The following is a 25,774-nucleotide window of genomic DNA, read 5'->3' on the forward strand; positions in this document are numbered from 1 at the left end:
GCCGATCGGGCCGATCGCGCCGGGCTCAGCCAACCCGGCAGGGCAGCGTGGTCGCGGGATCACCTCCCGACCCTTGCACCACATAGCCGAAGTTCGCGGTTTCCCCGGGATCCAGCGACCCGTTCCAGTTCGCGTTGTGCACCATCACGTTCTGTCCGGTGTAGGTCGCGCTGCCGCTCCACAGGCTGTCGACCTTCTGCCCGGCGGGCAGCGTCCAGTTGACCATCCAGCCGAGCATCGGCACGTCGCCGGTGTTGGTGACGACGACCTCGGACTGGTAGCCACCGTTCCAACTGCCCGTCGTACGGCGGGTCGCGGAGCACTCGCCCGGCACCGGCTCGGTGGGGTTGCCGGGCTCCTTGATGCCGGTCACCTCGCCGTTGCCTCCGTCGAAGACGACGTCGGAGCAGGAGTAGAAGGTCTCCTGACTGTCGGAGCGCTGCCACACCATGTAGATGAGGTGGCGGCCCGACTTGTTCGCGGGCAGCTGGCCCCGCCAGGAGTAGTTGGCCTCGACCGTGCCCGGGCTGCCGTTCAGCGGCGGGTGGTCGACACTCAGGAACGGCTGTGCCTCCATGTCGTTCCAGGTGAGCGTCTTCGTCGGGTCGAAGCCGTCCTTGGTGATGTAGACGTAGAACCAACCCGGGTGCGCCGCCCACGCGTTGTACGAGAAGTCGACGGTCGCGCCGGAGGTGAGGTGGGTCAACGGCCAGTCGGCGCTGGGGGTGTTGAACCCGGTGAAGTTGGTGTTGCCGCCGCTGCACAGCTGACCGTCCGGGACGAAGCCGCGGGTGCGGCCGGCGCCGTCCGAACGGAGCACCGAGAACCAGTTGTAGAACGGGGTCGTCCCGCTGACCTGCTGCGCGGAACGGCAGGCCGGGTTGATCGGTTTGATCTCCCCGGTGTCGGTCAGCCCGTCCTGCCAGCACAGGAACGTGCGACTGCCGGGCTTCATCGGGGTGCCGTGCGCCTCCGCCTTGCCGCTGCCGGCGGTGACGACGAGACCGAGCGCCGGGATCGTGGTGACGAGGGCGAGCAGGACGAGGAGGAGTGCGCGGTGATGCCTGGGCAGCCTTAATCGTAGATTTGTTGCGTGCATGACAAGAGCTCCTTGCGTGTACGGCTTGGAGGTGGGGGGAACGTGCGCGTACCGATGTGCCGGTGCCGATGTGCCGGTGCCGGTGCCGATGTGAAGGTGGCGGTGCGGAGGTGCCGGTGCGGATGGGTGGTGTGGGTGGGAGCGGATCCGGGGGTGACGGGTTCCGGTCCGCCACGCCACAGGTGGGAGCGCTCCCACCCCACCTGCTTCGGAAGCTAGCGCGCGCCGCCGCGCTTGTAAACGGCTGTCACGTACCCACGCGCGAGGCCTGAACGAGTCGACGGGGTGCTGGTGGTGCTGGTGGCTCACCCGGCCCTTCTCCAGGGGCGTTCGGCCTGGAGCCGGGCGGTCGTGAGCAGTCGGCGGGTGAGCTTCGCGTGCGTGCCGGTGCCCAGGGCGAGCAGGCGGTACAGGCCGCCGGCCGGGCCGGGAAAGGCGGCACGGGTCTCGGCGCGGAGCCTGGTGTGGTCCGGTCCCGCCGCGTCGAGGTGGAAGGTCAGGGTGTAGGAGGAGAAGCGGTGGCGGCCCAGGAGGGTCAGTCGCTCGGCCGGGATCGCGGTCAGCGTGCGGAAGCCGGGGAACGTCGTCTCGCCCTCGACGGGCGGGCGCGGCCCGGACGCCGTGCGGTCGGCGCAGCCCACGAGCTTGGCGTAACGGACCGCGGCGGGGCGGGAGAAGGCCCAGTCGAGCGCCTCGGCCAGGGCCCACCAGACCTCGTCGGCGTCCGCCTCGACGAGGATCGTGTGCTCGTCGACGTACGGGAGCGGGGTGCGGCGGCGCATCGGTGCATGCATGGGTGCCAGTCTTGGCCCTCCAGGGCCCCGATCGCCAGGGGTGCCGTGCGGCGAACGTGCGCGCCTTGTTCGCGGGTCGCGTGTATGTGGATGTGGCTGTGGCTGTGGCTGTGGCTGTGCGTGGATGCGGCTGTGCGTGTACGCGGCTTCGCGTGTACGGCGTGTACGGCGTGTGCGAGGTGTCACCGGGTCAGTCGTCCGGGAGCTGTTCCCGGAGGGTCTTCGCGGTGTCGGTGACCTGTTGGAGTTGGCTCGCGGTGAGGCGGCGCAGTTCCCAGATGAGTTCGGCGATCACGGCCGCGTCGAACTTCGGTGTTCTGGGGGTGGTGGGCAGGGGGATGCCGGTCAGCGCGGAGAGGTCGTCGGCGGGGATGTCGAGCAGGGCCGCGTAGTCCGCCAACAGGTCCGGGGTGAGGGGCTTGCGGCCACGGCCCACCTGGCCGAAGGTGGCGGCCGCCCAGTACCGGTCGGTGACCGCGCCGAAGGTCTGGGCCGTGGCGGGCCAGTCGAGATTCCGGTTCTGCAGCAGCCGCATGAGCAGGGCGCCGGGCCCCGGAGGGTAGCGGCGGGCCGGAGGGGTTTCCGGGACGGGCCGGGTGCGTTCCGCCTGGGGCTGGGACACGACGAATCGGCGCAGCGTGTCCCACTGCTCCGGCGGGAGACCGGTGGCTTCGCGGAGGGCACGGGGGACTTGACGTCCGGCCGTCGCGTCCAGCGGAGCGAGGTCTTCGGGGGCGTCGGCACCAGCGATCGCGAAGACGTCCGCGGTGTGGAGGCCGAGGGCGGGTGCGAGGCGCCGTAGCAGGGGTGGCATCGGTGCTTCGCCGCCGTGGAGGACGGCGGTCAGCTCTGCCCCCGGGACATCGGCGAGCCGGGACAAGGTGGCCGGTCGCAGCCCCCGGCGATCGAGCAGCCGCCGTAGCCGCGCATCGAAGTCGTGTTCCCCCACCATCGCGCCAGAGTAGGCCGACGATCACACGGAAACGGACGGAAACGAGGAAGCCGACGGGTCGGAGGGGCCGGGAGACCGAAGCCGGTAGAAGGACCGAGGAGTCGGACGAGCCGGGGGGACAGAAGGCGCGGGCACGGCGGAAGGAGCGGAGCGATCTGGCGCGGCGGGAGTGGCCCGACGTTCGCCCCGCCGAGACCGCGTTCGGCGGCGTCGGTGACCCGCTCGTCGAGGGCGCCGAGCAGGGAGGCGCGCTGTGCGACGACCGTGGCCACCGTCATCGCGGCGCACACGGCCACCAGCGTGACGGAGATGAACAGCGGCAGACGCGCCCGCAGGGACCGTCCCCTGAGCGGACCACCCGCCCGCTGGACTCCCCTACCTGCGCCCTCCGTCGGCTCCCCCACCCGCGCCCTCGGTCGTCGCCGCTCCCCCACCCGCGCCCTCGGGTCGTCGCCGCTCCCCCGCCCGCGCCGTTCATCTTCCGTCCTCCCCCGCCCGGGTCGCGTATCCGAGTCCGCGCATCGTGTGGATCATCGGCGCCCTGCCCTTGTCGATCTCGCGGCGTAGCGCGTCCGCCGCAGCACCCGGAGGCCGTCGAGGTCGGGCAGCATCCTGTCGGGGGCGACGGCGTGCGGGGCGCTGTGCCCGTCGGGCACCGGACAGGCACGCCAGCCCACCTCCTGTGACGCCCACGGACAGCTGTGGGGTCGCGGAGATGCCTGCCATGTCCTGATCCTGTCCCCGTCGCCTGGGGGAAACCCCGTGGTCCGACTGAGCCGGAGCCGTGCGACCCGGTCGACGGACGTGGACGGCACCCCGCACGGAGACGCACGGAGCCGCACGGAGACGTACGGAAGCCGCCAACCGCCTTGACCGAAAGGGGCGTTGGCACGGACCGGCCACAGGAACCCCTTGAGTCGCTCTCGGCGCGCCACCCACTCTGATCCCTGGCTTCCGCCCAGCAGGCCGGAAGCTTTCGTCAGCGTTTCAGGGGAGGACGCACCACCCATGCGAAGACTCCACACCCTCGGTGCCGTCGCAGGAGCGGCCGGTCTGCTCGCGGCGGCGATCACGCCCGCGACGGCCGACCCCGGCACCGCCCCCGGTACGAGCACAGGCACGAGCACCGACGCCTCAAGTGCCCCCACCACCCGAACCGTCACCCTCATCACCGGCGACACCGTCTCGCTCACCGCAGGACCGGACGGCAAGCACGCGGTCGACGTACGGCGGGGCGCGGGCCGGGAGGCCGCCACGTTCCTGTCGAGCGAACGGGACGGCGAGGTCAGCGTTCTGCCGACGGACGCCGTCCCGCTGGTACGGGCGGGCCGCCTCGACCCGGCACTCTTCAACGTCACCCGGCTGGTGAAGCAGGGGTACGACGACGCCAGGACCGGCGCCACTCCGCTGATCGCGACGTACGCGAAGGGCCGTACGACGCCCGAGGGCGCCCGCCGCACGCTGGCGTTGCCCGGGATCGACGGTGCGGCGCTGAGCGCGGAGAAGTCGACCGCGTTCTGGGCGGACATCGCCCCCGCCCTCGGCACCGAGCCCACCACGAAGGCCGCGCGGCGGCTCGGTGGCGGCATCGACAAGCTCTGGCTGGACGCCCAGGTGAAGGTGTCCCTGGAGACGAGCGTCCCGCAGATCGGCGCGCCCGAGGTGTGGCGGTCGGGTCACGACGGCAAGGGCGTGAAGGTCGCGGTCCTGGACACGGGCGTGGACACCGCGCACCCGGATCTCGCGGGCAGGGTCGGCGAGTCCCGGACGTTCGTGCCGGAGCAGTCGGTGCAGGACGGTCACGGCCACGGCACCCATGTGGCGGCCACGGTCGCCGGCTCCGGCGCGGCCTCGGACGGCCTGCGCAAGGGCGTGGCGCCGGGCGCCGAGCTGCTGGTCGGCAAGGTGCTGGGCAACGACGGCCGGGGGCAGTCCTCCTGGATCATCGCGGGCATGGAGTGGGCCGCGAACTCCGGGGCGAAGATCGTCTCCATGTCGCTGGGCGGCACCGCGACCGGCGCCTCCGACGTGCTCAGCGAGACCGTCGACGAGTTGTCCGCGTCCACCGGCGCCCTCTTCGTGATCGCGTCGGGCAACGCGGGCCCCGGCGAGCAGACCGTGGGCACCCCGGGCATCGCCGACTCGGCGCTCACCGTGGGCGCGGTCGACAAGTCGGACCGGCTGGCCTCGTTCTCCGGACGCGGCCCGCGCCCCGGTGACTTCGCGGTCAAGCCGGAGATCACCGCGCCGGGCGTGGGCATCACCGCGGCCCGTGCCGCCGGCACCGCCATGGGAACGCCGGTCGACGACCACTACACGGCGGCGAACGGTACGTCGATGGCGACCCCGCATGTCGCGGGCGCGGCGGCGCTGGTCGCGCAGGCGCATCCGGACTGGACCGGCCGGCAGATCAAGGAAGCCCTGGCCACCACGGCGAAGACGAACGCCGACAACTCCGTGTTCGAGCAGGGCAACGGGCGGGTCGACGCCGTACGGGCCGTCGGCCAGAACGTGTTCGCGACCCCGACGCTGAGCTTCGGCAAGTTCGAGGACGGCGACACGGAGGTAGCCACCAAGGACATCACCTACACCAACACCACCGACAAGGCTGTGGAGTTGAAGATCTCGTCGTCGCTCGCCGAGGTCACCCCGGTCGACGGCACCCTGACCGTGCCCGCGCGGGGCACCGCCACGCTCCCGGTCGGCGTCGACCCCGCGGAGAAGCCCCAGGGCCGGTACGCGGGCCACATCACGGCGACCGCCGACGACGGCGTACGGATCACCACGGGCGTCGGCTTCGAGAAGGCACCGAAGATGTACGACCTCGCCGTCTCCCTGCTGGGCCGGGACGGCAAAGCGCCCACCGGTGGGTCGCTCTACACGCTCATGGAGCTGAACGGCGCCGTTCCCGACCAGTACGGCTTCCTCGGCACCGGCTGGACCTGGCAGGTTCCGGCCGGTACCTACTCCATCTCGACCTGGATCCCGGACCGCGACGCGGGCGGCGTGGCGGTCGGCACCTCGGTGGTCGTCAGCCCCGAGATCAAGGTGGGCCAGGACACCGAGGTCGTCCTGGACGCCCGCAAGGCGGTGGAGGTCAAGCCGAGGACGAAGCAGGACTCCGAGTTCCAGGGCTTCAGCACCAATGTGCACCGCGAAGGGCCCGGCGGCGGCTGGGGACTCACCTACAGCCAGGGCTTCTGGACCGACCACCTCTATGTGACGCCGACCGCGCAGGTCACCGAGGGGAGCCTGGAGTTCACCGCCAAGTTCCGGCTGTACGCCAAGGAGTTGACGGCGAGCGTCACCAGCCCGGCGAAGACCGAACTGTCCTCGCTCTACTACGCGCAGACCTACGAGGACTTCCCACTGAGGATCAGTGGTGAGCACAAGGTCCGGGCGGTGGACGCGGGCGGCGGTACCGAGGCCGACTTCGCGGGGCTCGACGTCAAGGGCAAGGTGGCGGTGGTGGCGCTCGGCGCCACGGAGCGGGCGCAGGACGCCCTGGACAACGCCACCAAGGCCGGGGCGGGTTACCTCATCGCCTATCGCAAGACGCCCGGCTTCTGGATCGAGTCCGTGGATCGCGCCACCACCGTCCCGCTGATGATCGCCACCGGTGAGGAGGGTGCCGGGCTCACCGCGCTGTTGAAGACCGGCAAGAAGGTCACGCTGAAGCTGGGCGGCACACCGGACAGCCCGTACGTCTACAACCTGCTCGCCGCCCAGAGCGGCGCCATCTCCGCGGATCAGACCTACGACCTCGACCGCTCCAACACGGTGAAGCGGAAGGCCCGTTACCACGGGGCCACGGCCGGCGAGATCGGCGCGGACGCCCTGTACACCTACCGCCCCTGGCAGCTCTACGGCATCGAGAACAGCAAGTACATGCGGCTGGGCACGGAACGCGACGAGTACTACTACGTCGACCCCGACACCCGTACCTGGCACGTCGTCTACCCGAACTGGAACACGTTCAGGGGCCAGTGGAGCCCGCTGCGGACCTTCACCGAGCCGGCCACGGAACCCACCGAGAACTGGCTGCGCCAGGTCGTCCGCCCGGGAACCAGCGAGGAGTACGGCCTCTCCACCCGCACCGGCGACAGACTCACCTTCTCCGTCGCGGAGCTGACCGACTCCACACCGGGCCACTACGGCTACATCGACGGCGTCGACAGCACCGGCAAGGGCAGGCTCTACGCGGACGGGAAGCTGGTCGGCGACTCGACGCTCGGCGGCTACGGCACCTTCGATGTGGCGGCGGACAAGGCCTCGTACCGCTTCGAGCTGGATGTGCAACGCCGGGCGGCCTGGGCCAAGTACTCCACGAGCACGCACACGGAGTGGACCTTCGCCTCGGCGCACACCGCCGCCGAGACGGCCCTGCCGCTGCTCACGGTCGGCATCGCCCCGCGGGGCCTGGACCTCCTCAACCGGGCCGGGCGCGGGCAGGAGGTGCGGGTCGACCTGCCGCTCGCGAACCAGCTGGGGAGCGTGAAGGCGAGCGCTCTGGAGGCCTGGGTCTCCTACGACGACGGCACGTCCTGGAAGAAGGTGAAGGTCAAGAGCGGCCAGGCGCGGTTCGTGCCGGCGAAGGGCGTCGAGTCGGTGTCGCTGCGGGTGCGGGCCACCGACCGTGACGGCAACGGCATCGACCAGACCGTGCTGCGCGCGTTCGGTCTGAAGTAGCCGCCGGGCACCTTTGGTTCCTCAGCCTTAACAGAGATCGTCTACCGTGCCGGGACATGGTGAACACGGCACACGAAACGGCATACGAAGCGGCGTACGACACGGCAAGACAGACCCCTGCCGCGAGCCCATGGTCCGCGGTGGGGGTCTCCGCCTTCGACGAGCTGGTGTACCAGGCGATCCTGCACCAGCCCGACGCGGGCGCGGCCGGCTGGGCGCTGCTGACCGGCGCCACCCCGGCCCTGGTCCGCGACTCCTGCAACCGGCTGCTCTCGCTCGGTCTGCTGCAACCGCCGGACTCCATGGGCGGGTTACGCGCGATCGACCCCCGGGTGGCGATCCGCGCGCTGATCCGGCGCCGCGAGACCGAGTCGGAACTGCTCGCCGCCACCGCCGAGGAGATGGCGACCGCACATGAAGCCGGTCTTCTGCGCGAGAAGCCGTCCCGGCTGGTCGAGGTCGTCTCCGGCGAGGGTGCCAACGCGGCCCGGCTGGAAGAGCTGTACGCGCACGCCGAGCACGAGGTGTGTGTGTTCGACACTCCCCCGTATCTCGCCCCGCGCACCCCGCAGTTGGACCTCCAGTCGGATCTGCTCAGCCGCGGGATCACCTACCGCACGGTGTACGCGGCGACCGCCCTGGAGGACCCTGATGTCCTCCACCACGCCTGGAAGATGGTCGAACTCGGCGAGCAGGCACGGGTGTTGCCCTCGGTGCCGGTCAAGTTGCTGGTGGTCGACGGCCGTCGGGCGATGCTGCCGCTGACCTCGTCCGAGGCGGGCGGCTACTGCGCGGCGGTCGTACGGCACTCGGCGGTGACCGAGGCGCTGCAGAAGCTGTTCGACCTGGCCTGGCAGCAGGCGACGCCACTCGGTCAGCCGGTCGGTGAGGGTGAACTCTCCGAGGGGGAGCGGACATTGACCCGGCTGCTGGCGGCCGGGATGAAGGACGAGGCGGTGGCCCGCCATCTCGGGGTGAGCCTGCGGACCCTGCGGCGCCGGGTGAGTGAGCTGCAGGACCGGCTCGGCGCGGCCAGCCGCTTCCAACTGGGGGCGCGGGCGGCACAGCGCGGCTGGTTGTAGCACCGCACGAAGGGCCCATGCGAAGGGCCGCACCCCCGTCACCGGGGATGCGGCCCTCAACCGCCGTACCGAGCCGCTTACTTGCGGATCAGGCTGCGCAGCACGTACTGCATGATGCCGCCGTTGCGGTAGTAGTCGGCCTCACCGGGGGTGTCGATGCGGACGACCGCGTCGAACTCGACGCCCGTGTCGGTGGTGACCTTGACCGTGCGCGGGGTGGTGCCGTTGTTCAGCTCCTCGACGCCGGTGAAGGAGAAGGTCTCCTCGCCGGTGAGGCCGAGGGAGGAGGCCGAGGCACCCTCCGGGAACTGCAGCGGGAGGACGCCCATGCCGATGAGGTTCGAGCGGTGGATGCGCTCGTAGGACTCGGCGATGACGGCCTTGACGCCGAGGAGGGCCGTGCCCTTGGCCGCCCAGTCACGGGACGAGCCGGAGCCGTACTCCTTGCCGGCCAGGATGACCAGCGGGATGCCCTGCTCGATGTAGTTGCGCGAGGCGTCGTAGATGAACGACACCGGACCGCCGTCCTGGGTGAAGTCGCGGGTGTAGCCGCCCTCGGTGCCCGGCGCGATCTGGTTGCGCAGGCGGATGTTGGCGAACGTGCCGCGGATCATGACCTCGTGGTTGCCTCGGCGCGAGCCGTAGCTGTTGAAGTCACGACGCTCGACACCGTGCTCCGTGAGGTACTTGCCTCCGGGGGTGTCGGCCTTGATCGCACCGGCCGGGGAGATGTGGTCGGTGGTGACCGAGTCGCCCAGCTTGGCGAGGACGCGGGCGCCGGCGATGTCCGAGACCGGGGTGGTCTCCATCGTCATGCCCTCGAAGTAAGGGGGCTTGCGGACGTACGTCGACTGCGGGTCCCACTCGAAGGTGTCGCCCTCGGGGATCGACAGGGCCTGCCACTGGGCGTCGCCCGCGAAGACGTCGGAGTAGGACTTGGAGAACATGTCCTCGCCGATGGCGTTCGCCACGACGTCGTTGACCTCGGCCTCGGAGGGCCAGATGTCCTCCAGGTAGACCGGCTTGCCCTCCTGGTCCACACCGAGGGCGTCGCGCGTGATGTCCACCTTCATGGAGCCCGCGAGGGCGTACGCGACGACCAGCGGCGGGGACGCCAGGTAGTTCATCTTGACGTCGGGGTTGATCCGGCCCTCGAAGTTGCGGTTGCCGGAGAGCACCGAGGTGACGGCGAGGTCGTGGTCGTTGACGGCCTTGGAGACCTCCTCCGGCAGCGGGCCGGAGTTGCCGATGCAGGTGGTGCAGCCGTAGCCGACGAGGTTGAAGCCGACCTTGTCGAGGTAGGGGGTGAGCCCCGCCTTGTCGAAGTAGTCGGTGACGACCTTGGAGCCCGGGGCGAGGGTGGTCTTGACCCACGGCTTGCGGGTCAGGCCCTTCTCCACGGCCTTCTTCGCGACCAGCGCGGCGGCGACCATGACGTACGGGTTCGAGGTGTTGGTGCAGGAGGTGATGGCCGCGACCGTCACCGCGCCGTGGTCGATCTCGTACGTCGAGCCGTCGGGGGCGGTCACGGTGACCGGGTTGGACGGGGCGCCGTTCGGGGCGACGGCCGGGGAGTCGGAGGCCGGGAAGGACTCCTTGCCGGACTCGTCCACGGAGTCGACGTAGTTGAGGACGTCCTGCTTGAACTGCTCGGCGGCGTTCGCGAGGACGATGCGGTCCTGCGGGCGCTTCGGGCCGGCGATCGACGGGACGACCGTCGACAGGTCGAGCTCCAGCTTCTCGGAGAAGTCGGGCTCGGCCTGCGGGTCCAGCCAGAGACCCTGCTCCTTGGCGTACGCCTCGACGAGCGCGAGCTGCTGCTCGGAGCGGCCGGTGAGCTTCAGGTACTTGATGGTCTCGCCGTCGATCGGGAAGATCGCGGCGGTGGAGCCGAACTCCGGCGACATGTTGCCGATGGTGGCGCGGTTGGCGAGGGAGGTGGCGGCCACGCCCTCACCGTAGAACTCGACGAACTTGCCGACGACACCGTGCTTGCGGAGCATCTCGGTGATCGTGAGCACGAGGTCGGTGGCGGTGGTGCCGGGGGTCAGCTCACCGGTCAGCTTGAAGCCGACGACGCGCGGGATGAGCATGGAGACCGGCTGGCCGAGCATCGCGGCCTCGGCCTCGATACCGCCGACGCCCCAGCCGAGGACGCCGAGGCCGTTGACCATGGTGGTGTGCGAGTCGGTGCCGACGAGGGTGTCGGGGTACGCCTGGCCGTTGCGGACCATGACCGTGCGGGCCAGGTGCTCGATGTTCACCTGGTGGACGATGCCGGTGCCGGGGGGTACGACCTTGAAGTCGTCGAACGCGGTCTGGCCCCAGCGCAGGAACTGGTAGCGCTCCTTGTTGCGGCCGTACTCCAGCTCGACGTTCTGCGCGAAGGCCTGGCTGGTGCCGAACTTGTCGGCGATGACGGAGTGGTCGATGACCATCTCGGCCGGGGAGAGCGGGTTGACCTTCGCCGGGTCGCCGCCCAGCTCCTTCACGGCCTCACGCATGGTGGCGAGGTCCACGACACAGGGGACACCGGTGAAGTCCTGCATGATCACGCGGGCCGGGGTGAACTGGATCTCCTGGCTGGGCTGGGCCTGCGAGTCCCAGCCGCCGAGGGCACGGATGTGGTCGGCGGTGATGTTCGCGCCGTCCTCCGTGCGGAGCAGGTTCTCCAGCAGGACCTTGAGGCTGTAGGGCAGGCGAGCCGAGCCCTCCACCTTGTCCAGCCGGAAGATCTCGTACGACTCGTCGCCCACCTGCAGCGTGCTGCGGGCGTCGAAGCTGTTCGCCGACACGACAGTCTCCTTCATTCCATGTGCGCGTACCACCGCATCCTGCCGCCGCGCCTCCTTGGCCGATCCGCTAAGGTAAGGCTAAGTTAGGTAGCCCTTACCGTCAGATCGAGTGTGACGTGCGGCCGAGGTGCGCCTCGGCAGATATCTCGATGTCGAGATAACAGTAGTACATGGGCGCGGGCTGGTCATGCCCGGCCCGATGTGGCGTGCGCCAATCTCCGGGCCTTCGCCCTGCTCGCCGGCGACCGGGACCCGGAAATCTCGGTTGATCCGAACTCCGGCGGATGAATACTGGCTGTCGTCCCCGTCGATGCGGTCCGGTCCGCGTTCGACGTCATCGCACGGGACCGGGGAGGGCCCGCACGCATGACCATGCACGTCGACCAAGTGGACGTGACCACCGAGATCGTCGAGTCCCTGGTCCGGGAGCAGTTCCCTCGGTGGCGGGGGAAGACGATCCGGCGCGTGGCGTCGACCGGGACGGTCAACGCCATCTTCCGCATCGGTGACGGCCTCTCCGCGCGTTTCCCCCTGCGTCCGGCGGATCCCGCCGAGGCGCTGGCGGTTCTGGAGCGGGAAGCCCGGGCGAGCGCGGAGCTGGCAGGGGTGTCGCGGTTCCCCGTCCCGGAGCCCGTCGCCCTGGGAGAGCCCGGGGCGGGTTACCCCATGCCGTGGTCGGTCCAGACATGGCTGCCGGGCACGGTGGCCTACGATGCCGACCCGAGCGGCTCGGACGCTTTCGCCGAGGACCTCGCCACCTTCATCGCGGCCCTGCGGGCGGCCGAGACACGGGGTCGGGTCTTCAGCGGCGACAATCGTGGCGGCGTTCTCACCGATCACGACGCGTGGATGGAGAGGTGCTTCGCGGAGAGCGAGGGGCTGCTCGACGTGCCCCGGCTGCGCCGGCTGTGGAGCCACCTTCGGGAGCTGCCCCGCACGGGCGCCGACGTGATGAGCCACGGTGACCTGATTCCCGGCAACGTACTGGTCACGGGAGGCCGGCTCAGCGGCGTACTCGACACCGGCGGGTTCGGCCCGGCCGACCCCGCGCTGGATCTGGTCGGCGCGTGGCATCTGCTGCGGACGGGCCCGCGAGAAGCGCTCCGCCGGGCACTGGCCTGTGACGATCTGGAGTGGGAGCGCGGCAAGGCATGGGCGTTCGAACAGGCGATGGGTCTCGTCTGGTACTACGTCGAGAGCAATCCGGCGATGAGCGGCCTGGGCCGCCGGACACTCGACCGGATTCTGGGGTCGTCGGACCGCACAAAAAGGCAGAACGGGTGACCCACCGGGTCGTACAGGACCCGCACATCGTCCTGAGGCTGGAAGTCCGCCACGGTCGCCCCCAGGGCGCGGGCGTGGTCGACGGCTGATGACAGATCGTTCACCTCGATGTCCAGATGCATCATCATCTGCTGTTCGGCCCGCGTCGAAGGCCACCGCGGTCGGGTGAAGAGCGGCTCCGTCTGGAACGACAACCCGGCACCGCCGTCGGGCGGTGCGATCTCGACCCACCCCGGGTCGTCCTTCCGCACCGGCCACCCGAGCAGGCCCTGATAGAACCGCGCCAGCTCGCGAGCGTCCGGCGCGTCGAGAGTGGTCGCGGCCAACGTGAAGCGCGGTGGGGACTTCATGCGGTACTGCTGCCCTGATTCGCCACACAGCATCGAGTGAGGCGACGTCTTATTGCGTTGCGGGGCGTTTCCCGGGCTTTTTAGCATGGTTGTTCCCCATGGTCGTTGCCCATGGGCGGGGGTCGAGCCCTGTCCGCGGCCGTGTCGACGGATCGGAGATCCCACGCGATGACGTCCCACCTCCACGCGCTCAGCTTCGACGCGAACGACCCCGTCGGTCTCGCGCACTTCTGGGCCGGTGTCCTGGACCGGGAGACCACCGAGGACCCCTACGGAGGCATCTCGCTCGCCCCGGACGACGACACCTCGCTCCGGCTGCGCTTCCTGCCCAGCCAGGAGAAGAAGACCGTTCCCAACCAGATGCACTTCGACCTGACCAGCACCTCCCTCGACGACCAGCGGCGGATCGTGGAGCGGGCGCTGGAACTCGGCGGCCGCCATATCGACATCGGCCAGCTCCCGGAAGAGACACACGTGGTCCTCGCCGACCCCGAGGGCAACGAGTTCTGCGTGATCGAGCCGGGCAACAACTTCCTGGCCGGCTGCGGACTCATCGGCGCGCTCGCGAGCGACGGTTCGCAGGAGGTCGGGTACTTCTGGAGCCGGGCTCTGGGCTGGCCCCTGGTCTGGGACCAGGACGAGGAGACCGCGATCCAGTCACCGCACGGCGGCACGAAGATCACCTGGGGTGGTCCGCCGCTGGCCCCGAAGGTCGGGAAGTACCGCCTCCACTTCGATCTCGTCCCGTCCGCCGACAGCGACCAGCAGAGCGAGATCGACCGGCTCGTCTCGCTCGGCGCGGCCCCCGCCGACATCGGCCAGGGCCCGGTCGACTGGGCGGTCCTGGTCGACCCCGACGGCCACGAGTTCTGCGTTCTGCCGCCGCGCTGATTCCGCGCACCGCCGCCGCGCCGAGGCAATTACCCCCGGGGGCAGCCCAGTTGTCGCAGACGGAGAGGGATGCGGACCGAAGAGCGGGGTACCCGTCGGGCATCGGGAAATCGGGAAGGAGGCAGACATGCCGCTCACGTTCCGCAAGAGCTTTCAGATCCTGCCGGGTGTGCGACTGAACATCAACAAGCGCTCCTGGTCCATCACCACCGGCGGCCGCAACGGCCCCCGCCACACCCACAGCAGCACGGGGCGCCGTACGACCTCGATGGACCTGCCCGGTCCCTTCGGCTGGCGCCGCACCCGTAACGCGCGGCGGCACTGAGCCGGGCTGACGCTCTATCAGCCGACATCGGGTGACATCACGCGACATCACCTGAACGGGCCCGCGCCACACCCCTAACAGGCCCCCCATGAGGCGTCATCTCATATCTGAGATAACCTCTCCCTCATGGCAGACGACTACCTCGAACGCATCGGCAAGCTCATCCGTGACGCACGACAGCACCGTGGCTGGACACAGTCACAGTTGGCGGAGGCGCTCGGTACGAGCCAGAGCGCGGTGAATCGTATCGAGCGCGGCAATCAAAACATCAGCCTTGAGATGATCGCCCGAATCGGTGAAGCCCTCGACAGTGAGATCGTCTCACTGGGCTACGCGGGTCCGATGCATCTGCGGGTGGTCGGCGGGCGTCGGCTGTCGGGCGCCATCGACGTGAAGACCAGCAAGAACGCGTGTGTCGCGCTGCTGTGCGCCTCCTTGTTGAACAAGGGGCGCACAGTGCTGCGCAGGGTGGCCCGTATCGAGGAGGTGTACCGCCTTCTGGAGGTGCTCGGCTCCATCGGCGTCCGCACCCGGTGGATCAACGGCGGTGTCGACCTGGAGATCGTGCCGCCGGCCGAGGTGGACCTCGACGCGATCGACGCGGAGGCGGCGCGCCGCACCCGCTCGATCATCATGTTCCTCGGCCCGCTGCTGCACCGCATGGACCACTTCAAGCTGCCGTACGCGGGCGGTTGCGACCTCGGGACGCGGACGATCGAGCCGCACATGATCGCGCTGCGCCGGTTCGGCCTCGACATCACGGCCACCGAGGGGCTGTACCACGCCGAGGTGGACCGCTCCGTCACCCCCGGCCGTCCGATCGTGCTGACCGAGCGCGGCGACACGGTGACCGAGAACGCGCTGCTGGCCGCCGCCCGCCACGACGGCGTCACCGTCATCCGCAACGCCTCGTCCAACTACATGGTCCAGGACCTCTGCTTCTTCCTGGAGGCCCTCGGCGTACGGGTGGAGGGCATCGGCACCACCACGCTCACCGTGCACGGCGTGCCGCACATCGACGTGGACGTCGACTACTCGCCCTCCGAGGACCCGGTCGAGGCGATGAGCCTGCTCGCCGCGGCGGTCGTCACCGAGTCCGAACTGACCGTGCGCCGGGTACCGATCGAGTTCCTGGAGATCGAGCTGGCGGTCCTGGAGGAGATGGGGCTCGACCACGACCGCTCGGCGGAGTACTTCGCCGACAACGGCCGCACCCGCCTGGTGGACCTCACCGTCCGCCCCTCGAAACTCCAGGCCCCCATCGACAAGATCCACCCCATGCCGTTCCCCGGCCTGAACATCGACAACGTCCCGTTCTTCGCGGCCATCGCCGCCGCCGCACAGGGCAAGACCCTCATCCACGACTGGGTCTACGACAACCGGGCGATCTACCTCACCGACCTCAACCGCCTCGGCGGCCGCCTCCAACTCCTCGACCCGCACCGGGTGCTGGTCGAGGGCCCCACCCGCTGGCGCGCGGCCGAGATGATGTGCCCACCCGCCCTGCGCCCCGCCGTGGTCGTCCTTTTGGCGATGATGGCCGCCGAGGGCACGTCCGTGCTCCGCAACGTCTACGTCATCAACCGCGGCTACGAGGACCTCGCGGAACGCCTCAACACCGTGGGGGCGCAGATCGAGATCTTCCGGGACATCTGAGCGGCGCGGTGCCGTGCCCCTTGGAGGCAAGGGGCACGGCACCTCAAAATGCCTGCTGACCTGCGAATACTCTTTTTCACGGCCCTCCGCTGATCACTGTTGTCTTTCAACACCTTGCGCAACGCACGTGCAAGATGATCTTGAATGGTTGACGAGACGTCAGAGATACCTGAGTGCCCGTGAGCCCTTACGGAGGGTTGTCCCCGAGGCGGCCTCGCAACGTCCGATGTCGGTCGTGTCACGCCGACCGCGTCTGGTCAACCATCGGCACCCACGTCGAAGACGCCGCAGGCCACCCCGGTAACCATCACAGTGCTGAGGCGGCGACACTTGCCGATTCGGTCATGCCCTTCGGCCGTCGGCCTGGAGCCACCAGCTGAGGTGGGGGTTGCTCGCACTGGCTCCCGCACCGCCGCGAGTACCGTGAATCGACTCACGCAGCAGCCCTCCGACGCCCCCCGGTCTGAGTGGTTGTTGTCTTTCCGGGCTTGATAGCTCTGTTTCCGCTGGTCAGGAATAGGGTCGGCGGGCCTGTGGCAGTGGTGACGTGTTGTGTCGTCGCTCGGGTGGAGGTCCTGGATGCCGTCCGGTCGTGGGGATGCTGTCCTCGGGCAGGTCAGCGTCCAGCCATGCCTCGAGGTCCGCCACCTCGGCGGCGGTCAGAGCCGCATCGAGGGCAAAGCCGTGCGCCCTTGGGTGATGCCGGCGCGCTGCTGGACGAAGCCGAGCAGGAGACGGAGCGCGTCGCGGTAGGCGGCGATGGTGCGCGGACTGGCCTGACGTTGGCGGACCACCCGGTCGGTGAAGAACGACTGCAGGGTAGGAGCGATCGAGGTCATGATCGTGCCGCCTTTCCGATGCCCTCTCGGCGGGCCGCCGCCGGAGCCAGCAGTTCCGGTGCCGCAGACAGGTACCAGTAGCTGGAGGACGGTTCCCGGGTGCCCGAGATAGGTGGATGGACAGCGACGGGATCTACGCCTGGATATCACCGCCGGTGCGATACCAGGTGAGCAGGGCACGGACGGCGAAGGTGTGCCGAAGATCGTGCAGCCGGGGCGGGGTGGGGGCGTCGGCGCCAACGCCGGCGGTGGTCACCAGGCGACGGAACGTGGGTGCGCCCGTTTTCAAGGCCCTGACCGCGATTTGGTGAAGCAGTTCGTAGCGGAAAAGCGGCATCTCGGAGGATGCTTCATCAGTGCCGCCCTGAGCAGGAGTGACGCTGCGGGTGACGCTGATGGAGAGGGGATTTCGGTTGGGTGTCAGTGAGCTGGTACGCGCTGAACTGGGACGGCACGACTGGGCTTCGTTGCGGTGCGGCTGCGGTGAGTCAGCGGAGCATGTGCCCTTGCTGTTCGAGGCGATTATCACTGCCGAGACACCCCAGGACATGATCGGATACACGCTCGCCAACCATGTTGAGCTCAACACGATCATCTTCGAGTGCACTGTGCCGGCCGTCAGCGTGATCCTGGCCGCGCTGGCAGGTGAGCTCTCGTCTCTGGCCCGACGCGAGCTTCTGCAGACTCTGTCGTTCGTGGCCGCTGGATCAGGTGACGACAGTGAGCCGGCTCTGGGACGAACGAATCTGGGTGACGAATGCCGCGCCAGGGCTCGGGAGGGCTTCTGGCTGATCGTCCAGATCGGGCTCACGGGCAGGGCCGAGGACGCCGATATGGTAGCCGACATATGTGAGTACTTCGGCCTCGGTGATGAAAAGTCCTCCTTCTATCAAGCCCTGATTCGCAAGCGTGTCAGCGCCAAGGCCAGGCGTCAGCGACGATGCTGACGTCAAGGCAGTTCAGGCCCGCGTGAGGATCCGGAGGCGGGCGGGGCGACTTGCGGTCTCCCATTGGATGCCGGTGTGCAGCACGAACAGGATCCCGGACAGGGCCTGCCGGACCGGCAGCCGCGGCCGGCCCGCCTCCGCGCAGCAACTATCTAGATCGGCAGCCTCCTACCATTCTGTTGATCACGACGGGCCTGGCCGCAGAATGGATATGTAATGACTGGCTCTTCCCCCTCATCAGGTTTCCTGCGCGTCGTCCTGCGTGCCGACTCCTTCGCCACCTCCTCGGCCGGAACGATCACGTTGATCGCGGTCCTGCTCGCGCTCGTCTTCACCGACACCGTCGCTGGCATCATCGCTGCGATCGTCCTCTTCGCCTCTTGGGCCGCCGTCGGCTGGACCGGCCGCAGGCATCAGCGGCTCGGTGGGAGGAACCGGACCGCTGAAGACCGATGATGTTCACGATCTGCCACCCGTTGATCGCGACTGAAGACAGGAGCATGCGGGTCAAGGAGCTGCCGAGAGTGGAGCTTTGGCGGAGGTGCTGAGGGCTATCACTTCACGCACTTCTGGCGACTGTTCAGGCAGTGGTGGAATGGCCGTGCATGCGGTTGAACCAGTGCCACGAAGTTGGCGCGGCAGCTGCCAAGCCAAGGGCGGCCATAGGTGGGCGAAGGGATCCCACGGGCCTGTACAAGATGGGTCACCGCACTACGACCCCCAGATCGGGCGGTTCAACCAGCCCGACCCGTCGGGCCAGGAGACCAACCCCTACCTCTACGCCAAAGGCGATCCCGTCAACAACAGCGATTCCAGTGGGTTGTGGAGTTGGTGGGTCGGCCTTGACGCATGTTTCTGGGTGTGCCTGGGCGGCGGATACTCCAAGAACGCTTCCGGTAACAGCGGTGGCTACCTGATGATTGGTGTGGGACTTCCGGGCATTGGTGGAGGCTTCGAAGGATCCAAGGGAGGCGCAGACGCCGGGCCGTCCGCTTACGGGGGATGCGCTGCTGGTTTGGGCACCGTCGGTGGCGCCGAATCGGGGGTCAAGACGGGTCTCCGGCAGCCGGCGCCAGTGGAGGGCTCGGAACCTACGCCCCAACCCCCACGTGCAGTAGGAGACTACAACTCAATTCTGGCCGAAACAACCACTCGTAGTCGTGGAACCGAAGCCTGAGCCCGCCCCAGTCCCTTGGGCGGGCTCAGGCCCCCACTTCAGACATAAGGAGTTCGGGTGCGTATCTTCCTCTCGGCTTTCGGCATCCTCGCAGGCCTTGGACTCATCATCTACAGCAAGAAATTCACGCGCGCCGCCATAAGCCAGCGCAACGTTTTCGGCAGAGCGAACGCATCCGCTGGGGAGTCCACCGTGCGGACTGGTCCGCTGATCGTAGGAGTGTTCCTGATCACCATTGGAGCCCTCGCAGCCACCGGAGTGGTTGGGGTCGAATAACCCGCCGTACAGCACTGTCACGTTGTTGGGTGGCTCTCTGACGGTGTGTGCTGGTGTGGTGGAGCCCGGGCCCAGTTACAACCGCTACGGCGGCGTGATGCACATGCTCGCCGCTCTCGACCTGGCCACTGGGAAGATCTACTACCGGATCCGCACACGCAAGCGGTGGCGCGAGTTCCTCGGCCTACTCAAGGCTCTGCGCACCCGCTGGCCCCGGGAGAAGCTGTACGTGGTGCTGGACAACTTCTCCCCGCACAAGCACACCGAGGTCCGCACCTGGGCCGCCGACAACGACGTTGAGTGGTCTTCCTGCCGACCTACGGCTCCTGGCTGAACTGGATCGAATCGGAGTTCGCCGCTCTGCGCTACTTCGCCCTCAACGGCACCGACCACCGCACACACGACGAGCAGAACGCCGCCATCGCCGCCTATGTCCGCTGGCGCAACGCACGCGCCGAACCGAAGACCGACTTCGCCCCCGATTCACCTGTCCGTACGTGGACTCAGTACCCGGCCAAGGCTGCATGAAGAGTCCACCGGGATTATGCCGCTGAGCACGCAGCGGCATCCTCGTTGTCGGCACCGATCCGGTCTGCGCCGTCATTCCGAGACGGGCATGACCAGCGTCTTCACGAAGTCGACGGCGCCTTCCCGCTGGTAGAAGCGCAGGGCATCATCGTTGCCCACGATGACGGAGATCTTCATGACCTGGACACCCGATTCGGCGAGACGCTCGCGTACGGCCCTGACAAGGGCCTGCCCGACTCCGGCACCGCGGGCCTCGTCATCAACCACGAGGGTTTCCAGCACGCCGACTTGGTCCCCCCACTGCCATGACCCCGGGGCGTCCAGGATGCGCACAACCGCATAGCCAAGCAGTTGATTCCCGTCCCGAGCGACCAGTACTGCCGTGAGCGGCTCCTGCAGCCATTCGAGGTACTGTCCCCGCCGCAGACGCCACGAGTCCCTGGGCGAGCGAACCGCGCCAAGAGCCGCCAGGTGTGCCGCCTCCCGACTGTGGTGCACCAGGAGCTGCCCCCACAGGCGCTCCAGGCAGTCCACCTCGGAAGGAGCCAGGACGTCGATCACGGGATTCACGCCAGGAAGCGTAGCCAGCGAAGGCTCCTCGGCTCCAACTGATTACCGGGTCAACCATCCGTGCAGAGCCACGAGCAGCCCTCGCTGGGCACATCCGCTCCTTCGCGCGCATGCTCACCCAGCGCGAAGGCGAGCAGATCGCGGAGTGGATCGCGGAGTGGATCGCGGCCGTCCGTGCCGACGATCTCCCCAGCCTGCACACCTTCACCAGCGGTCTGGAACGCGACCTCGACGCGGTCACCGCTGGGCTCTCCACCCCCTGGAACTCCGGTGTCGTCGAAGGCCATGTCAACCGCATCAAGATGCTCAAGCGCCAGATGTTCGGCCGCGCCGGATTCGAACTCCTCCGAAAGCGCGTCCTCATGGGCTGACACCCAGTGACCGCACCCTGGTCTGACTCGTGATGTCGTCGTGTGCGTATCGCGAACCCGCTGGCAGAGTCGTACCGACGATGTGCAATCCCGCAGATCGCCGCGGTCAGGAGGGGAGTGAGTCTTGGTTGAGCTTGGAATCGTGGTCTCCATCGTGGGAAGCGTACTGGTCACGCTTTCTGGCGTTGTTGCTGGTGCCGTGCTCGCTAACCGTTCTCAGAAACAGCACAAGACGCGAGATCGGCAGATCGATGCGTGTGCTGCCGTAGTTGCCGAGTCCACGCGGGCCCAAGTCGCGATTCGGCGTGCCTGGAAGGAGGGCGGAGCAGTCGACTGGACTGCTTGGAACATCGCATTGGGCACCATCTCGCTGGTTGGTGAACCACCAATGGTGACTGCAGCAGCACGCATGGATGAGGTCTTCTGGAGGCACAGTAATCAGTTCATCCGAGGCGTTACCCATGATGAAAGGGCTTGGGACAGAGCCCGAGACCTTATGGAGGCCGCACGCCTCGAATTCATCAACGTTGCAAGGGGGATACTTGATGCTGGCCAGCCCATGACCGAGGCGCCGGTGCGTCGTCCTCCACTGCCCGATCCCTCAGAACCGTCCAGTGGTGGCGGCTGACATGACTCGTCCAGGATGCATCGAACCCCAGATGTTCGGCCGCGCCGGATCCTCGCGGCGGCGACAGAGGAAGCGTTCCTCGCGCACCCGGACGCCGACATCATCACCAGCTTCCCGGGTCTGTCCGTGCTCTCCGGGGCCCGACTGTTGGCTGAGATCGGCGACGACCGATCCCGGTTCGCGGACGCGAGGGCGGTCAAGGCATACGCCGGGGCGCACCAGTGACACTGGCGTCAGGCCGCAGCCACGTCGTCGTGGCTCGGACCGTCAAGAACCAACGACTCGCCAGCGTTGGTCACCTGTGGGCCTTTGCCGCACTCCGCACAGTCGCTCCGCGCGCCCATTACGACAGGCGACGAGCAGGCGGAGAACGCCACACCGCCGCACTGCGCAACCTGTTCAACAAACTGCTCGGCTGCCTCTACCACTGCCTACAGCACCGCATGCTGTTCGACTCCGATCGCGCCTTCACACCACCTATAGACCTTGCCGCCGAGCATCAACTTGACCTACCAGCGACATGAGATGTCTTCGACTGCTAGGCGACCTGGTGGTCGCGGGTGGGGACCAGGGTGCCGTCCACGATGAGCACGGTGTCCCTCGCGAACCGTTTGCGGGGCTGGAGGGCGAGCATCGGCCCGAGATGGTCGATGATCCGGTCCGCCGCCGACTCGGACACCCCCAACAGCGGAGCGAGCTGGCGCATCGTGAGGTTCGTGCGCCAGTACGCCGCGACCAGCAGTGCCCGGTCCTCCAGTGGAAGGCTCCAAGGCCGGCCCTTGCGGACCGCGTCCGCGCCCTCGCGCCGCAGAACCGTCACCAGCTTCCCGGAGGCGCGGGGGCTCAGCCCTGAAAACGGGCTATCAAGGACGGCTCCGACGCCGTGATCACGATGATCCCTGCCCGCTCGTTCTCGCCGAGGTGGTCGACCACCTCGGCGAGCGTGCGGAGCCGAAGGCCGGGAGCGACGGTGCGGCCCCGCTGGGCCAGCAGCGGCCGTACTTCACCGATCGCACGCGTGACGGTGGCGCGATCTACATCGAACCAGCAGGCCAGTACGTCGTGGGTGGCGCCGTGGCGGAGGTGAATCAGCGTGGCCAGGAGCCGGTCGACGAAGACAAGCTTGTGCTTGGCACCGGCGCCGACAGCTCGTCGGCGGGGACGCGAGACGCGTGTCGCCTGGTGCCGCTCGTGCCACAACGGGCCGATCTCCGCTACAAGTTCGGCGATCACCTCTGAACTCAGTCCGGTGATCTGCTGACTGCGAAGGACCGCTGCACGCGTCCGGTTCCCCACCACGCAGACCATGATCAACGATCAAGGTCTCGACGTGCCGGCTCCAACCATGCACGAGCTCGTCAGATGATCAATCCCAATGGATGCATGCCTGCGGAGGGTGTGGGGTGGGCGGCGACCGAAGCCACCGCGAGACGGTCAGGCGGCGGGCTGCCGGCCTTGGTTGTCGAGGTGGCAGCAGGCGGTCAGGCGTCAGGGTCGACTTCGGGTTGCGTACCGCACGGGCTTGCCCAGCGACCGGGCGTAGGCGATTTCGGCTCGGGTGCTGTCTCCGATGTAGGCGCCGCCCAAAGCGCCTGAGTTCGCAATTTCTGAGCGCTCGGTGACCCGAACTCGGGCGGGACTTGCGTGAAGGCCAGCCCTCGTCGGCGTCCCTTCATCCAGCAAGCGGGGCGTATGTCGTGGCCGTCGCAGGCCCGATGCCATCCCTGGGTTCCCAGCTGCGGCCGTGCGTCGGCCTCGGTGCGCGGGTTCCCGAGCGTCTGCCCTCGGTACAACAGCATTCGTCGTGAACATCGCAGGCGTCACCGACGAGAGACACGTAGGGGTGTTTCCGAGAGGTCCTGACCTGCCCTGTTTCTCTGTAGATGGTGATCGTTGCCCGGTGCGGCGGTGATCGTTGCCCGATGGGGCAAGCTGGGTACACGGCGGCGATGCGGGGCAGTCGGGCGGCGATGCGTTCGTGGTCGTCGAAGTCGAAGTTCCACAGCCAGGCTGTCCGGGGCGTTGATGACCTGTTCGAAGGTGGTGCGGCCCTGGGCGATGTCTCCGGCGGCGCCGAAAGCGGCGCCGACCGGCCGGCCACGACCCTCGGCTGACCGCTAGCGCAGTTCCTGTCCCGCCGCCCAGCCCGGAGCGTCGAGGTTGATGGGCGAGTCGCCGACGAATTGGGCGAGCTGCGTTTCCAGCTCGGCGAGTTCGGCGGCGCCCAGACGCACTTCCCAGCGGGCCCGCACCTCGTCGAAGATCGCGGTGCTCTCGGTGATCAGCCCGATCCCGTGATCGGTGATCCGGATGTTCTTGCGGCGGATGTCGGCGGGGTCGGTCTCGGTGGTGACGTACCCGCGTTCGACGAGCGCGGCGATCGTCTTCGCCGCGGCCTGCTTGGTGATGGCGAGTCTGCGGGCCAAGTCCGAGGCGCTGTCGGCGCCGGCTCGGATGGCCCGGATCGCGTACTCGTGCGACGGCCGGGCGTCGGGGTATCCCCGGGTCGCCAGCTCCCGGACCACTTCGTCCACCAGATTGCGATAGCTGCCCAGGAGCAGCAGGGCGAGATCGGCGCCGGATCGTGAGGACATGACCACAGTCTAGATCTTCCCTTGACTTGGACAACCAGGTTGACCAACACTAGAGTCAACCTGGTTGTCTATCTTGGGAGTCATCGCATGACCAGCTCTTTCGTGACCGCCTCGCCCGCCGTGGCGGGCGTCACGCACCACACCGCCGAGGTCAACGGCACCACGTTGCACTACGTCTCGGCGGGCGACACCGGCTCCCCGATCCTGCTGGTGCACGGGTGGCCGGAGTCCTGGTGGGCCTTCCGCGACGTCATCCCGCTGCTCGCCGCCACCCACCGGGTGTTCGCCGTCGACCTGCGCGGCTTCGGCGACTCCGGCATCGCCGACGGCGACCACGACTTGGCCACCGTGGCGGAGGACCTGCACCGGCTGGTCGCCCACCTCGGCGTCGGGCCCGTGCACGTGACCTGCCAGGACATCAGCGGCGGGCCGGTCTTCGCGTTCGCGGCCACGCACCCCGGCGACGTCCTCAGCTTCACCGGCGTCGAGACCACCCTTCCGGGGTACGGCTGGGAGATGCTGGCCGACGTGAGGAACGGCGGCTCCTGGCACGTGGGATTCCTGGCCGCCCCGGGAATCCCGGAGCTGTTCCTGGCCGGCCGCGAGCGAGTGATGCTCGACTGGGCCGTCTCGGTGATGACGATGGTGCCGGGCGGGGTCACCGAGACCGACCTCGACGAGTTCGCCCGCACCTACGCGCGGCCGGGCGGCTGGCGCGGCACCGAGGGGCTCTACCGTTCCTCCCTGACCGGCGGCGACCGGATGCGGGCACTGGCCGAGTCGCGGCCGCTGACCGTTCCCGTGCTCGCCGTCGACGGCATCAACGCCCCCTTCACCGAGCGGACGATGCGCCAGGTCGCCGGCGACGTCACCGCGGTCACGATCCCGGACGTCGGGCATTTCGTCGCGCAGGAGGCGCCCGCCGCCTTCGCCACCGCGGTCGGCGACTTCGTCGACCGCGTCGATCGGAGCCGCTGAACGGCCGAGTCCCTGCACCGCCACCCTCCGTGCCCTCTCCGGCCTGCCGCTGACGCGGCCTCGAGCCGGGGCAGCGCCGTTGCCTCCCGGATTCGTGCTGCCGAGGTGGGCAACTCCCGCGCCGACACCGCGTGTTTCAACCACGGATACGCCGTCTGCTCGATCGACGCCACGAAACCACCCCCCGACCATCAACCGGACAAAGGCCCCCGCGCGGCAACGACTCCAACGAACATCAATGCGACAGGAAAATTCCCAGCTCAGCGCGATGCATCACTGCCCTACGGCAGGTTTCACCAGCGCACGAGAAGCTGCTCGGGATCGTGGTCCAGGGACTGTAAGACGTTCGGTTATGCCGCCCGCCAGGACTGGGACAAGATCGCCAAGCTTCTCAAGCCCGTCCGTACGGCACCGACCGAGGAAGCCGCCCTGGACAGGTTCGCCGAATTCGCCGACGCCTGGGGCAGGAAATACCCGGCGATCGTGAAGCTGTGGGAGAACGCCTGGGAGGAGTTCACCCCGTTCCTACGGTTCGACACCGAGATCCGTCGCATCATCTGCACGACGAACGCCATCGAGTCGGTCGCCCGTATCCGCCGGGCGGTCAAGGCCCGCGGACACTTCCCCAACGAGCAGGCCGCGTTGAAGTGCGTCTACCTGGCGATCACATCGCTCGACCCCACGGGCAAAGGCCAGGCCCGCTGGACCATGCGCTGGAAGACCGCGCTGAAAGCCTTCGACATCACCTTCGACGGCCGCCTCTCCGCAGCCCACCAGCAACCGTCAACCCCGGTTACACCGCTCGTTTGGCCCTGTCTCACATTCGGTGGTGACAGAGAGTTGTGAGGGTCGTTGACCTTCATGTGATGGGTGTCAACGAGCTTGTGCGGACGGTGTTTTCGGGTCTGTCCCCACTGGTCATGGTGGATGTGGTCGACGAGGGTGAGCG

General features: G+C 68.3%; 24 protein-coding genes and 5 pseudogenes. 18 read left to right on the forward strand and 11 right to left on the reverse strand.

The genetic code is table 11. The features are described from left to right. Window positions 1–25: 25 nt before the first annotated feature. The 3 genes from PUR53_RS06070 to PUR53_RS06080 all read right to left on the reverse strand — a co-directional run bounded on the left by PUR53_RS06070 (window position 26) and on the right by PUR53_RS06080 (window position 2,845). The gene (locus tag PUR53_RS06070) at window positions 26–1,099 is read right to left on the reverse strand and encodes a lytic polysaccharide monooxygenase auxiliary activity family 9 protein (protein WP_329896053.1); all 1,074 of its coding nucleotides are present in this window, start codon (window positions 1,097–1,099) and stop codon (window positions 26–28) included. A 305-nt stretch (window positions 1,100–1,404) separates the two neighbouring features. After that, the gene (locus PUR53_RS06075) at window positions 1,405–1,893 is read right to left on the reverse strand and encodes a hypothetical protein (RefSeq protein WP_329896052.1); all 489 of its coding nucleotides are present in this window, start codon (window positions 1,891–1,893) and stop codon (window positions 1,405–1,407) included. A 190-nt stretch (window positions 1,894–2,083) separates the two neighbouring features. Then, complete coding sequence (locus PUR53_RS06080) at window positions 2,084–2,845, reverse strand: hypothetical protein (protein WP_329907628.1); 762 nt, start codon at window positions 2,843–2,845, stop codon at window positions 2,084–2,086. Window positions 2,846–3,853: 1,008 nt separating this feature from the next. Between PUR53_RS06080 and PUR53_RS06085 the strand changes: the two genes are divergently transcribed. Then, window positions 3,854–7,534, forward strand: coding sequence for a S8 family serine peptidase (locus PUR53_RS06085; protein WP_329907630.1), 3,681 nt, complete (start codon window positions 3,854–3,856; stop codon window positions 7,532–7,534). A 56-nt stretch (window positions 7,535–7,590) separates the two neighbouring features. Then, entirely contained in the window at window positions 7,591–8,616 is a 1,026-nt protein-coding gene (locus tag PUR53_RS06090; protein ID WP_329896049.1) for a helix-turn-helix transcriptional regulator, read from the forward strand. Between the two features lie 77 nt (window positions 8,617–8,693). Here PUR53_RS06090 and acnA read toward each other — a convergent pair whose 3' ends face one another. Continuing rightward, window positions 8,694–11,411: an aconitate hydratase AcnA gene (gene acnA / locus PUR53_RS06095; RefSeq protein ID WP_329896048.1), complete on the reverse strand. Its 2,718-nt coding sequence runs from the start codon at window positions 11,409–11,411 to the stop codon at window positions 8,694–8,696. 366 nt (window positions 11,412–11,777) lie between these two features. On the opposite strand from acnA, the gene PUR53_RS06100 reads away from it, so the two are divergent. Continuing rightward, the gene (locus PUR53_RS06100; protein WP_329896047.1) at window positions 11,778–12,695 is read left to right on the forward strand and encodes an aminoglycoside phosphotransferase family protein; all 918 of its coding nucleotides are present in this window, start codon (window positions 11,778–11,780) and stop codon (window positions 12,693–12,695) included. Here the strand turns inward: PUR53_RS06100 and PUR53_RS06105 are convergent. Further along, window positions 12,599–13,132 carry a VOC family protein gene (locus PUR53_RS06105; protein ID WP_329907644.1) on the reverse strand — a complete coding sequence of 178 codons (534 nt, stop codon included), beginning with the start codon at window positions 13,130–13,132 and terminating at the stop codon, window positions 12,599–12,601. The two genes, PUR53_RS06100 and PUR53_RS06105, sit on opposite strands and share 97 nt — an antisense overlap. Window positions 13,133–13,213: 81 nt before the next feature. On the opposite strand from PUR53_RS06105, the gene PUR53_RS06110 reads away from it, so the two are divergent. The 3 genes from PUR53_RS06110 (at window position 13,214) to PUR53_RS06120 (ending at window position 15,917) form a co-directional block, all read left to right on the forward strand. After that, on the forward strand, window positions 13,214–13,936 hold the full coding sequence (locus PUR53_RS06110; protein ID WP_329896046.1) for a VOC family protein: 723 nt from the start codon (window positions 13,214–13,216) through the stop codon (window positions 13,934–13,936). 127 nt (window positions 13,937–14,063) lie between these two features. After that, window positions 14,064–14,261 carry a DUF4236 domain-containing protein gene (locus PUR53_RS06115; RefSeq protein ID WP_239757932.1) on the forward strand — a complete coding sequence of 66 codons (198 nt, stop codon included), beginning with the start codon at window positions 14,064–14,066 and terminating at the stop codon, window positions 14,259–14,261. A gap of 126 nt (window positions 14,262–14,387) precedes the next feature. Continuing rightward, a complete protein-coding gene (locus PUR53_RS06120; RefSeq protein ID WP_329896045.1) occupies window positions 14,388–15,917 on the forward strand; it encodes a helix-turn-helix domain-containing protein in 1,530 nt (509 codons plus the stop codon). 659 nt (window positions 15,918–16,576) lie between these two features. On the opposite strand, the gene PUR53_RS06125 is transcribed toward PUR53_RS06120, so the two are convergent. Together PUR53_RS06125 and PUR53_RS06130 are read right to left on the reverse strand one after the other, a co-directional pair. Further along, window positions 16,577–16,756: a hypothetical protein gene (locus PUR53_RS06125; protein ID WP_329907632.1), complete on the reverse strand. Its 180-nt coding sequence runs from the start codon at window positions 16,754–16,756 to the stop codon at window positions 16,577–16,579. Between the two features lie 133 nt (window positions 16,757–16,889). Next, window positions 16,890–17,093 carry a hypothetical protein gene (locus tag PUR53_RS06130; RefSeq protein ID WP_329896022.1) on the reverse strand — a complete coding sequence of 68 codons (204 nt, stop codon included), beginning with the start codon at window positions 17,091–17,093 and terminating at the stop codon, window positions 16,890–16,892. A gap of 49 nt (window positions 17,094–17,142) precedes the next feature. Between PUR53_RS06130 and PUR53_RS06135 the strand changes: the two genes are divergently transcribed. The 6 genes from PUR53_RS06135 (at window position 17,143) to PUR53_RS06160 (ending at window position 19,684) form a co-directional block, all read left to right on the forward strand. Continuing rightward, entirely contained in the window at window positions 17,143–17,703 is a 561-nt protein-coding gene (locus PUR53_RS06135; protein ID WP_329896021.1) for a hypothetical protein, read from the forward strand. Between the two features lie 216 nt (window positions 17,704–17,919). Next, window positions 17,920–18,159: a hypothetical protein gene (locus tag PUR53_RS06140; protein WP_329896020.1), complete on the forward strand. Its 240-nt coding sequence runs from the start codon at window positions 17,920–17,922 to the stop codon at window positions 18,157–18,159. Window positions 18,160–18,298: 139 nt separating this feature from the next. Then, the gene (locus PUR53_RS48080; RefSeq protein ID WP_443080266.1) at window positions 18,299–18,880 is read left to right on the forward strand and encodes an RHS repeat-associated core domain-containing protein; all 582 of its coding nucleotides are present in this window, start codon (window positions 18,299–18,301) and stop codon (window positions 18,878–18,880) included. A gap of 57 nt (window positions 18,881–18,937) precedes the next feature. Beyond that, on the forward strand, window positions 18,938–19,156 hold the full coding sequence (locus tag PUR53_RS06150; protein ID WP_329896019.1) for a hypothetical protein: 219 nt from the start codon (window positions 18,938–18,940) through the stop codon (window positions 19,154–19,156). A 55-nt stretch (window positions 19,157–19,211) separates the two neighbouring features. Continuing rightward, window positions 19,212–19,490, forward strand: coding sequence for a hypothetical protein (locus PUR53_RS06155; RefSeq protein ID WP_329907634.1), 279 nt, complete (start codon window positions 19,212–19,214; stop codon window positions 19,488–19,490). Continuing rightward, the gene (locus PUR53_RS06160; protein ID WP_329907636.1) at window positions 19,457–19,684 is read left to right on the forward strand and encodes a hypothetical protein; all 228 of its coding nucleotides are present in this window, start codon (window positions 19,457–19,459) and stop codon (window positions 19,682–19,684) included. Before PUR53_RS06155 ends, PUR53_RS06160 begins: the two co-directional genes overlap by 34 nt. Before the next feature lie 72 nt (window positions 19,685–19,756). On the opposite strand, the gene PUR53_RS06165 is transcribed toward PUR53_RS06160, so the two are convergent. Further along, window positions 19,757–20,254, reverse strand: a complete 498-nt coding sequence (locus PUR53_RS06165) for a GNAT family N-acetyltransferase (RefSeq protein ID WP_329907637.1) — start codon at window positions 20,252–20,254, stop codon at window positions 19,757–19,759. 77 nt (window positions 20,255–20,331) lie between these two features. On the opposite strand from PUR53_RS06165, the pseudogene PUR53_RS06170 reads away from it, so the two are divergent. The 3 genes and pseudogenes from PUR53_RS06170 to PUR53_RS06180 form a co-directional block, all read left to right on the forward strand. After that, a pseudogene (locus PUR53_RS06170) lies at window positions 20,332–20,625 on the forward strand (transposase); the annotation flags it as partial. Between the two features lie 142 nt (window positions 20,626–20,767). Further along, window positions 20,768–21,253: a hypothetical protein gene (locus tag PUR53_RS06175; protein ID WP_329907638.1), complete on the forward strand. Its 486-nt coding sequence runs from the start codon at window positions 20,768–20,770 to the stop codon at window positions 21,251–21,253. 51 nt (window positions 21,254–21,304) lie between these two features. Further along, a pseudogene (locus PUR53_RS06180) lies at window positions 21,305–21,777 on the forward strand (transposase); the annotation flags it as partial. A 17-nt stretch (window positions 21,778–21,794) separates the two neighbouring features. On the opposite strand, the pseudogene PUR53_RS06185 reads toward PUR53_RS06180, so the two are convergent. Then, a pseudogene (locus PUR53_RS06185) lies at window positions 21,795–22,150 on the reverse strand (transposase family protein); the annotation flags it as partial. 135 nt (window positions 22,151–22,285) lie between these two features. Then, window positions 22,286–22,561, reverse strand: a pseudogene (locus PUR53_RS06190) (transposase family protein); the annotation flags it as partial. A gap of 614 nt (window positions 22,562–23,175) precedes the next feature. On the opposite strand from PUR53_RS06190, the gene PUR53_RS06195 reads away from it, so the two are divergent. Beyond that, window positions 23,176–23,367 (forward strand): hypothetical protein, encoded by a 192-nt coding sequence (locus PUR53_RS06195; protein ID WP_329896013.1) that lies wholly within the window; start codon window positions 23,176–23,178, stop codon window positions 23,365–23,367. 3 nt (window positions 23,368–23,370) lie between these two features. Here the strand turns inward: PUR53_RS06195 and PUR53_RS06200 are convergent, their stop codons facing one another. Further along, window positions 23,371–23,847, reverse strand: coding sequence for a MarR family winged helix-turn-helix transcriptional regulator (locus tag PUR53_RS06200; RefSeq protein ID WP_033532175.1), 477 nt, complete (start codon window positions 23,845–23,847; stop codon window positions 23,371–23,373). Window positions 23,848–23,934: 87 nt separating this feature from the next. On the opposite strand from PUR53_RS06200, the gene PUR53_RS06205 reads away from it, so the two are divergent. Together PUR53_RS06205 and PUR53_RS06210 are read left to right on the forward strand one after the other, a co-directional pair. Beyond that, entirely contained in the window at window positions 23,935–24,825 is an 891-nt protein-coding gene (locus PUR53_RS06205; RefSeq protein ID WP_329907640.1) for an alpha/beta fold hydrolase, read from the forward strand. A 342-nt stretch (window positions 24,826–25,167) separates the two neighbouring features. Continuing rightward, a pseudogene (locus PUR53_RS06210) lies at window positions 25,168–25,596 on the forward strand (transposase); the annotation flags it as partial. Window positions 25,597–25,774: the final 178 nt, after the last annotated feature.

It is taken from the genome of Streptomyces sp. SP18BB07 (genome assembly GCF_036322545.1).
Lineage (GTDB): Bacteria > Actinomycetota > Actinomycetes > Streptomycetales > Streptomycetaceae > Streptomyces > Streptomyces deccanensis.

Coding starts and splice junctions, on each gene's coding strand:
- PUR53_RS06130 (WP_329896022.1), bottom strand. CDS start 17,093: ATGCCGCTTTTCCGCTACGAACTGCTTCACCAAATCGCGGTCAGGGCC.
- PUR53_RS06205 (WP_329907640.1), top strand. CDS start 23,935: ATGACCAGCTCTTTCGTGACCGCCTCGCCCGCCGTGGCGGGCGTCACG.
- PUR53_RS06110 (WP_329896046.1), top strand. CDS start 13,214: ATGACGTCCCACCTCCACGCGCTCAGCTTCGACGCGAACGACCCCGTC.
- PUR53_RS06090 (WP_329896049.1), top strand. CDS start 7,591: ATGGTGAACACGGCACACGAAACGGCATACGAAGCGGCGTACGACACG.
- PUR53_RS06195 (WP_329896013.1), top strand. CDS start 23,176: ATGGGGCAAGCTGGGTACACGGCGGCGATGCGGGGCAGTCGGGCGGCG.
- PUR53_RS06080 (WP_329907628.1), bottom strand. CDS start 2,845: ATGGTGGGGGAACACGACTTCGATGCGCGGCTACGGCGGCTGCTCGAT.
- PUR53_RS06105 (WP_329907644.1), bottom strand. CDS start 13,132: ATGCTAAAAAGCCCGGGAAACGCCCCGCAACGCAATAAGACGTCGCCT.
- PUR53_RS06085 (WP_329907630.1), top strand. CDS start 3,854: ATGCGAAGACTCCACACCCTCGGTGCCGTCGCAGGAGCGGCCGGTCTG.
- PUR53_RS06075 (WP_329896052.1), bottom strand. CDS start 1,893: ATGCATGCACCGATGCGCCGCCGCACCCCGCTCCCGTACGTCGACGAG.
- PUR53_RS06115 (WP_239757932.1), top strand. CDS start 14,064: ATGCCGCTCACGTTCCGCAAGAGCTTTCAGATCCTGCCGGGTGTGCGA.
- PUR53_RS06140 (WP_329896020.1), top strand. CDS start 17,920: ATGACTGGCTCTTCCCCCTCATCAGGTTTCCTGCGCGTCGTCCTGCGT.
- PUR53_RS06120 (WP_329896045.1), top strand. CDS start 14,388: ATGGCAGACGACTACCTCGAACGCATCGGCAAGCTCATCCGTGACGCA.
- PUR53_RS48080 (WP_443080266.1), top strand. CDS start 18,299: ATGGCCGTGCATGCGGTTGAACCAGTGCCACGAAGTTGGCGCGGCAGC.
- PUR53_RS06100 (WP_329896047.1), top strand. CDS start 11,778: ATGACCATGCACGTCGACCAAGTGGACGTGACCACCGAGATCGTCGAG.
- PUR53_RS06200 (WP_033532175.1), bottom strand. CDS start 23,847: ATGTCCTCACGATCCGGCGCCGATCTCGCCCTGCTGCTCCTGGGCAGC.
- PUR53_RS06070 (WP_329896053.1), bottom strand. CDS start 1,099: ATGCACGCAACAAATCTACGATTAAGGCTGCCCAGGCATCACCGCGCA.
- PUR53_RS06125 (WP_329907632.1), bottom strand. CDS start 16,756: ATGACCTCGATCGCTCCTACCCTGCAGTCGTTCTTCACCGACCGGGTG.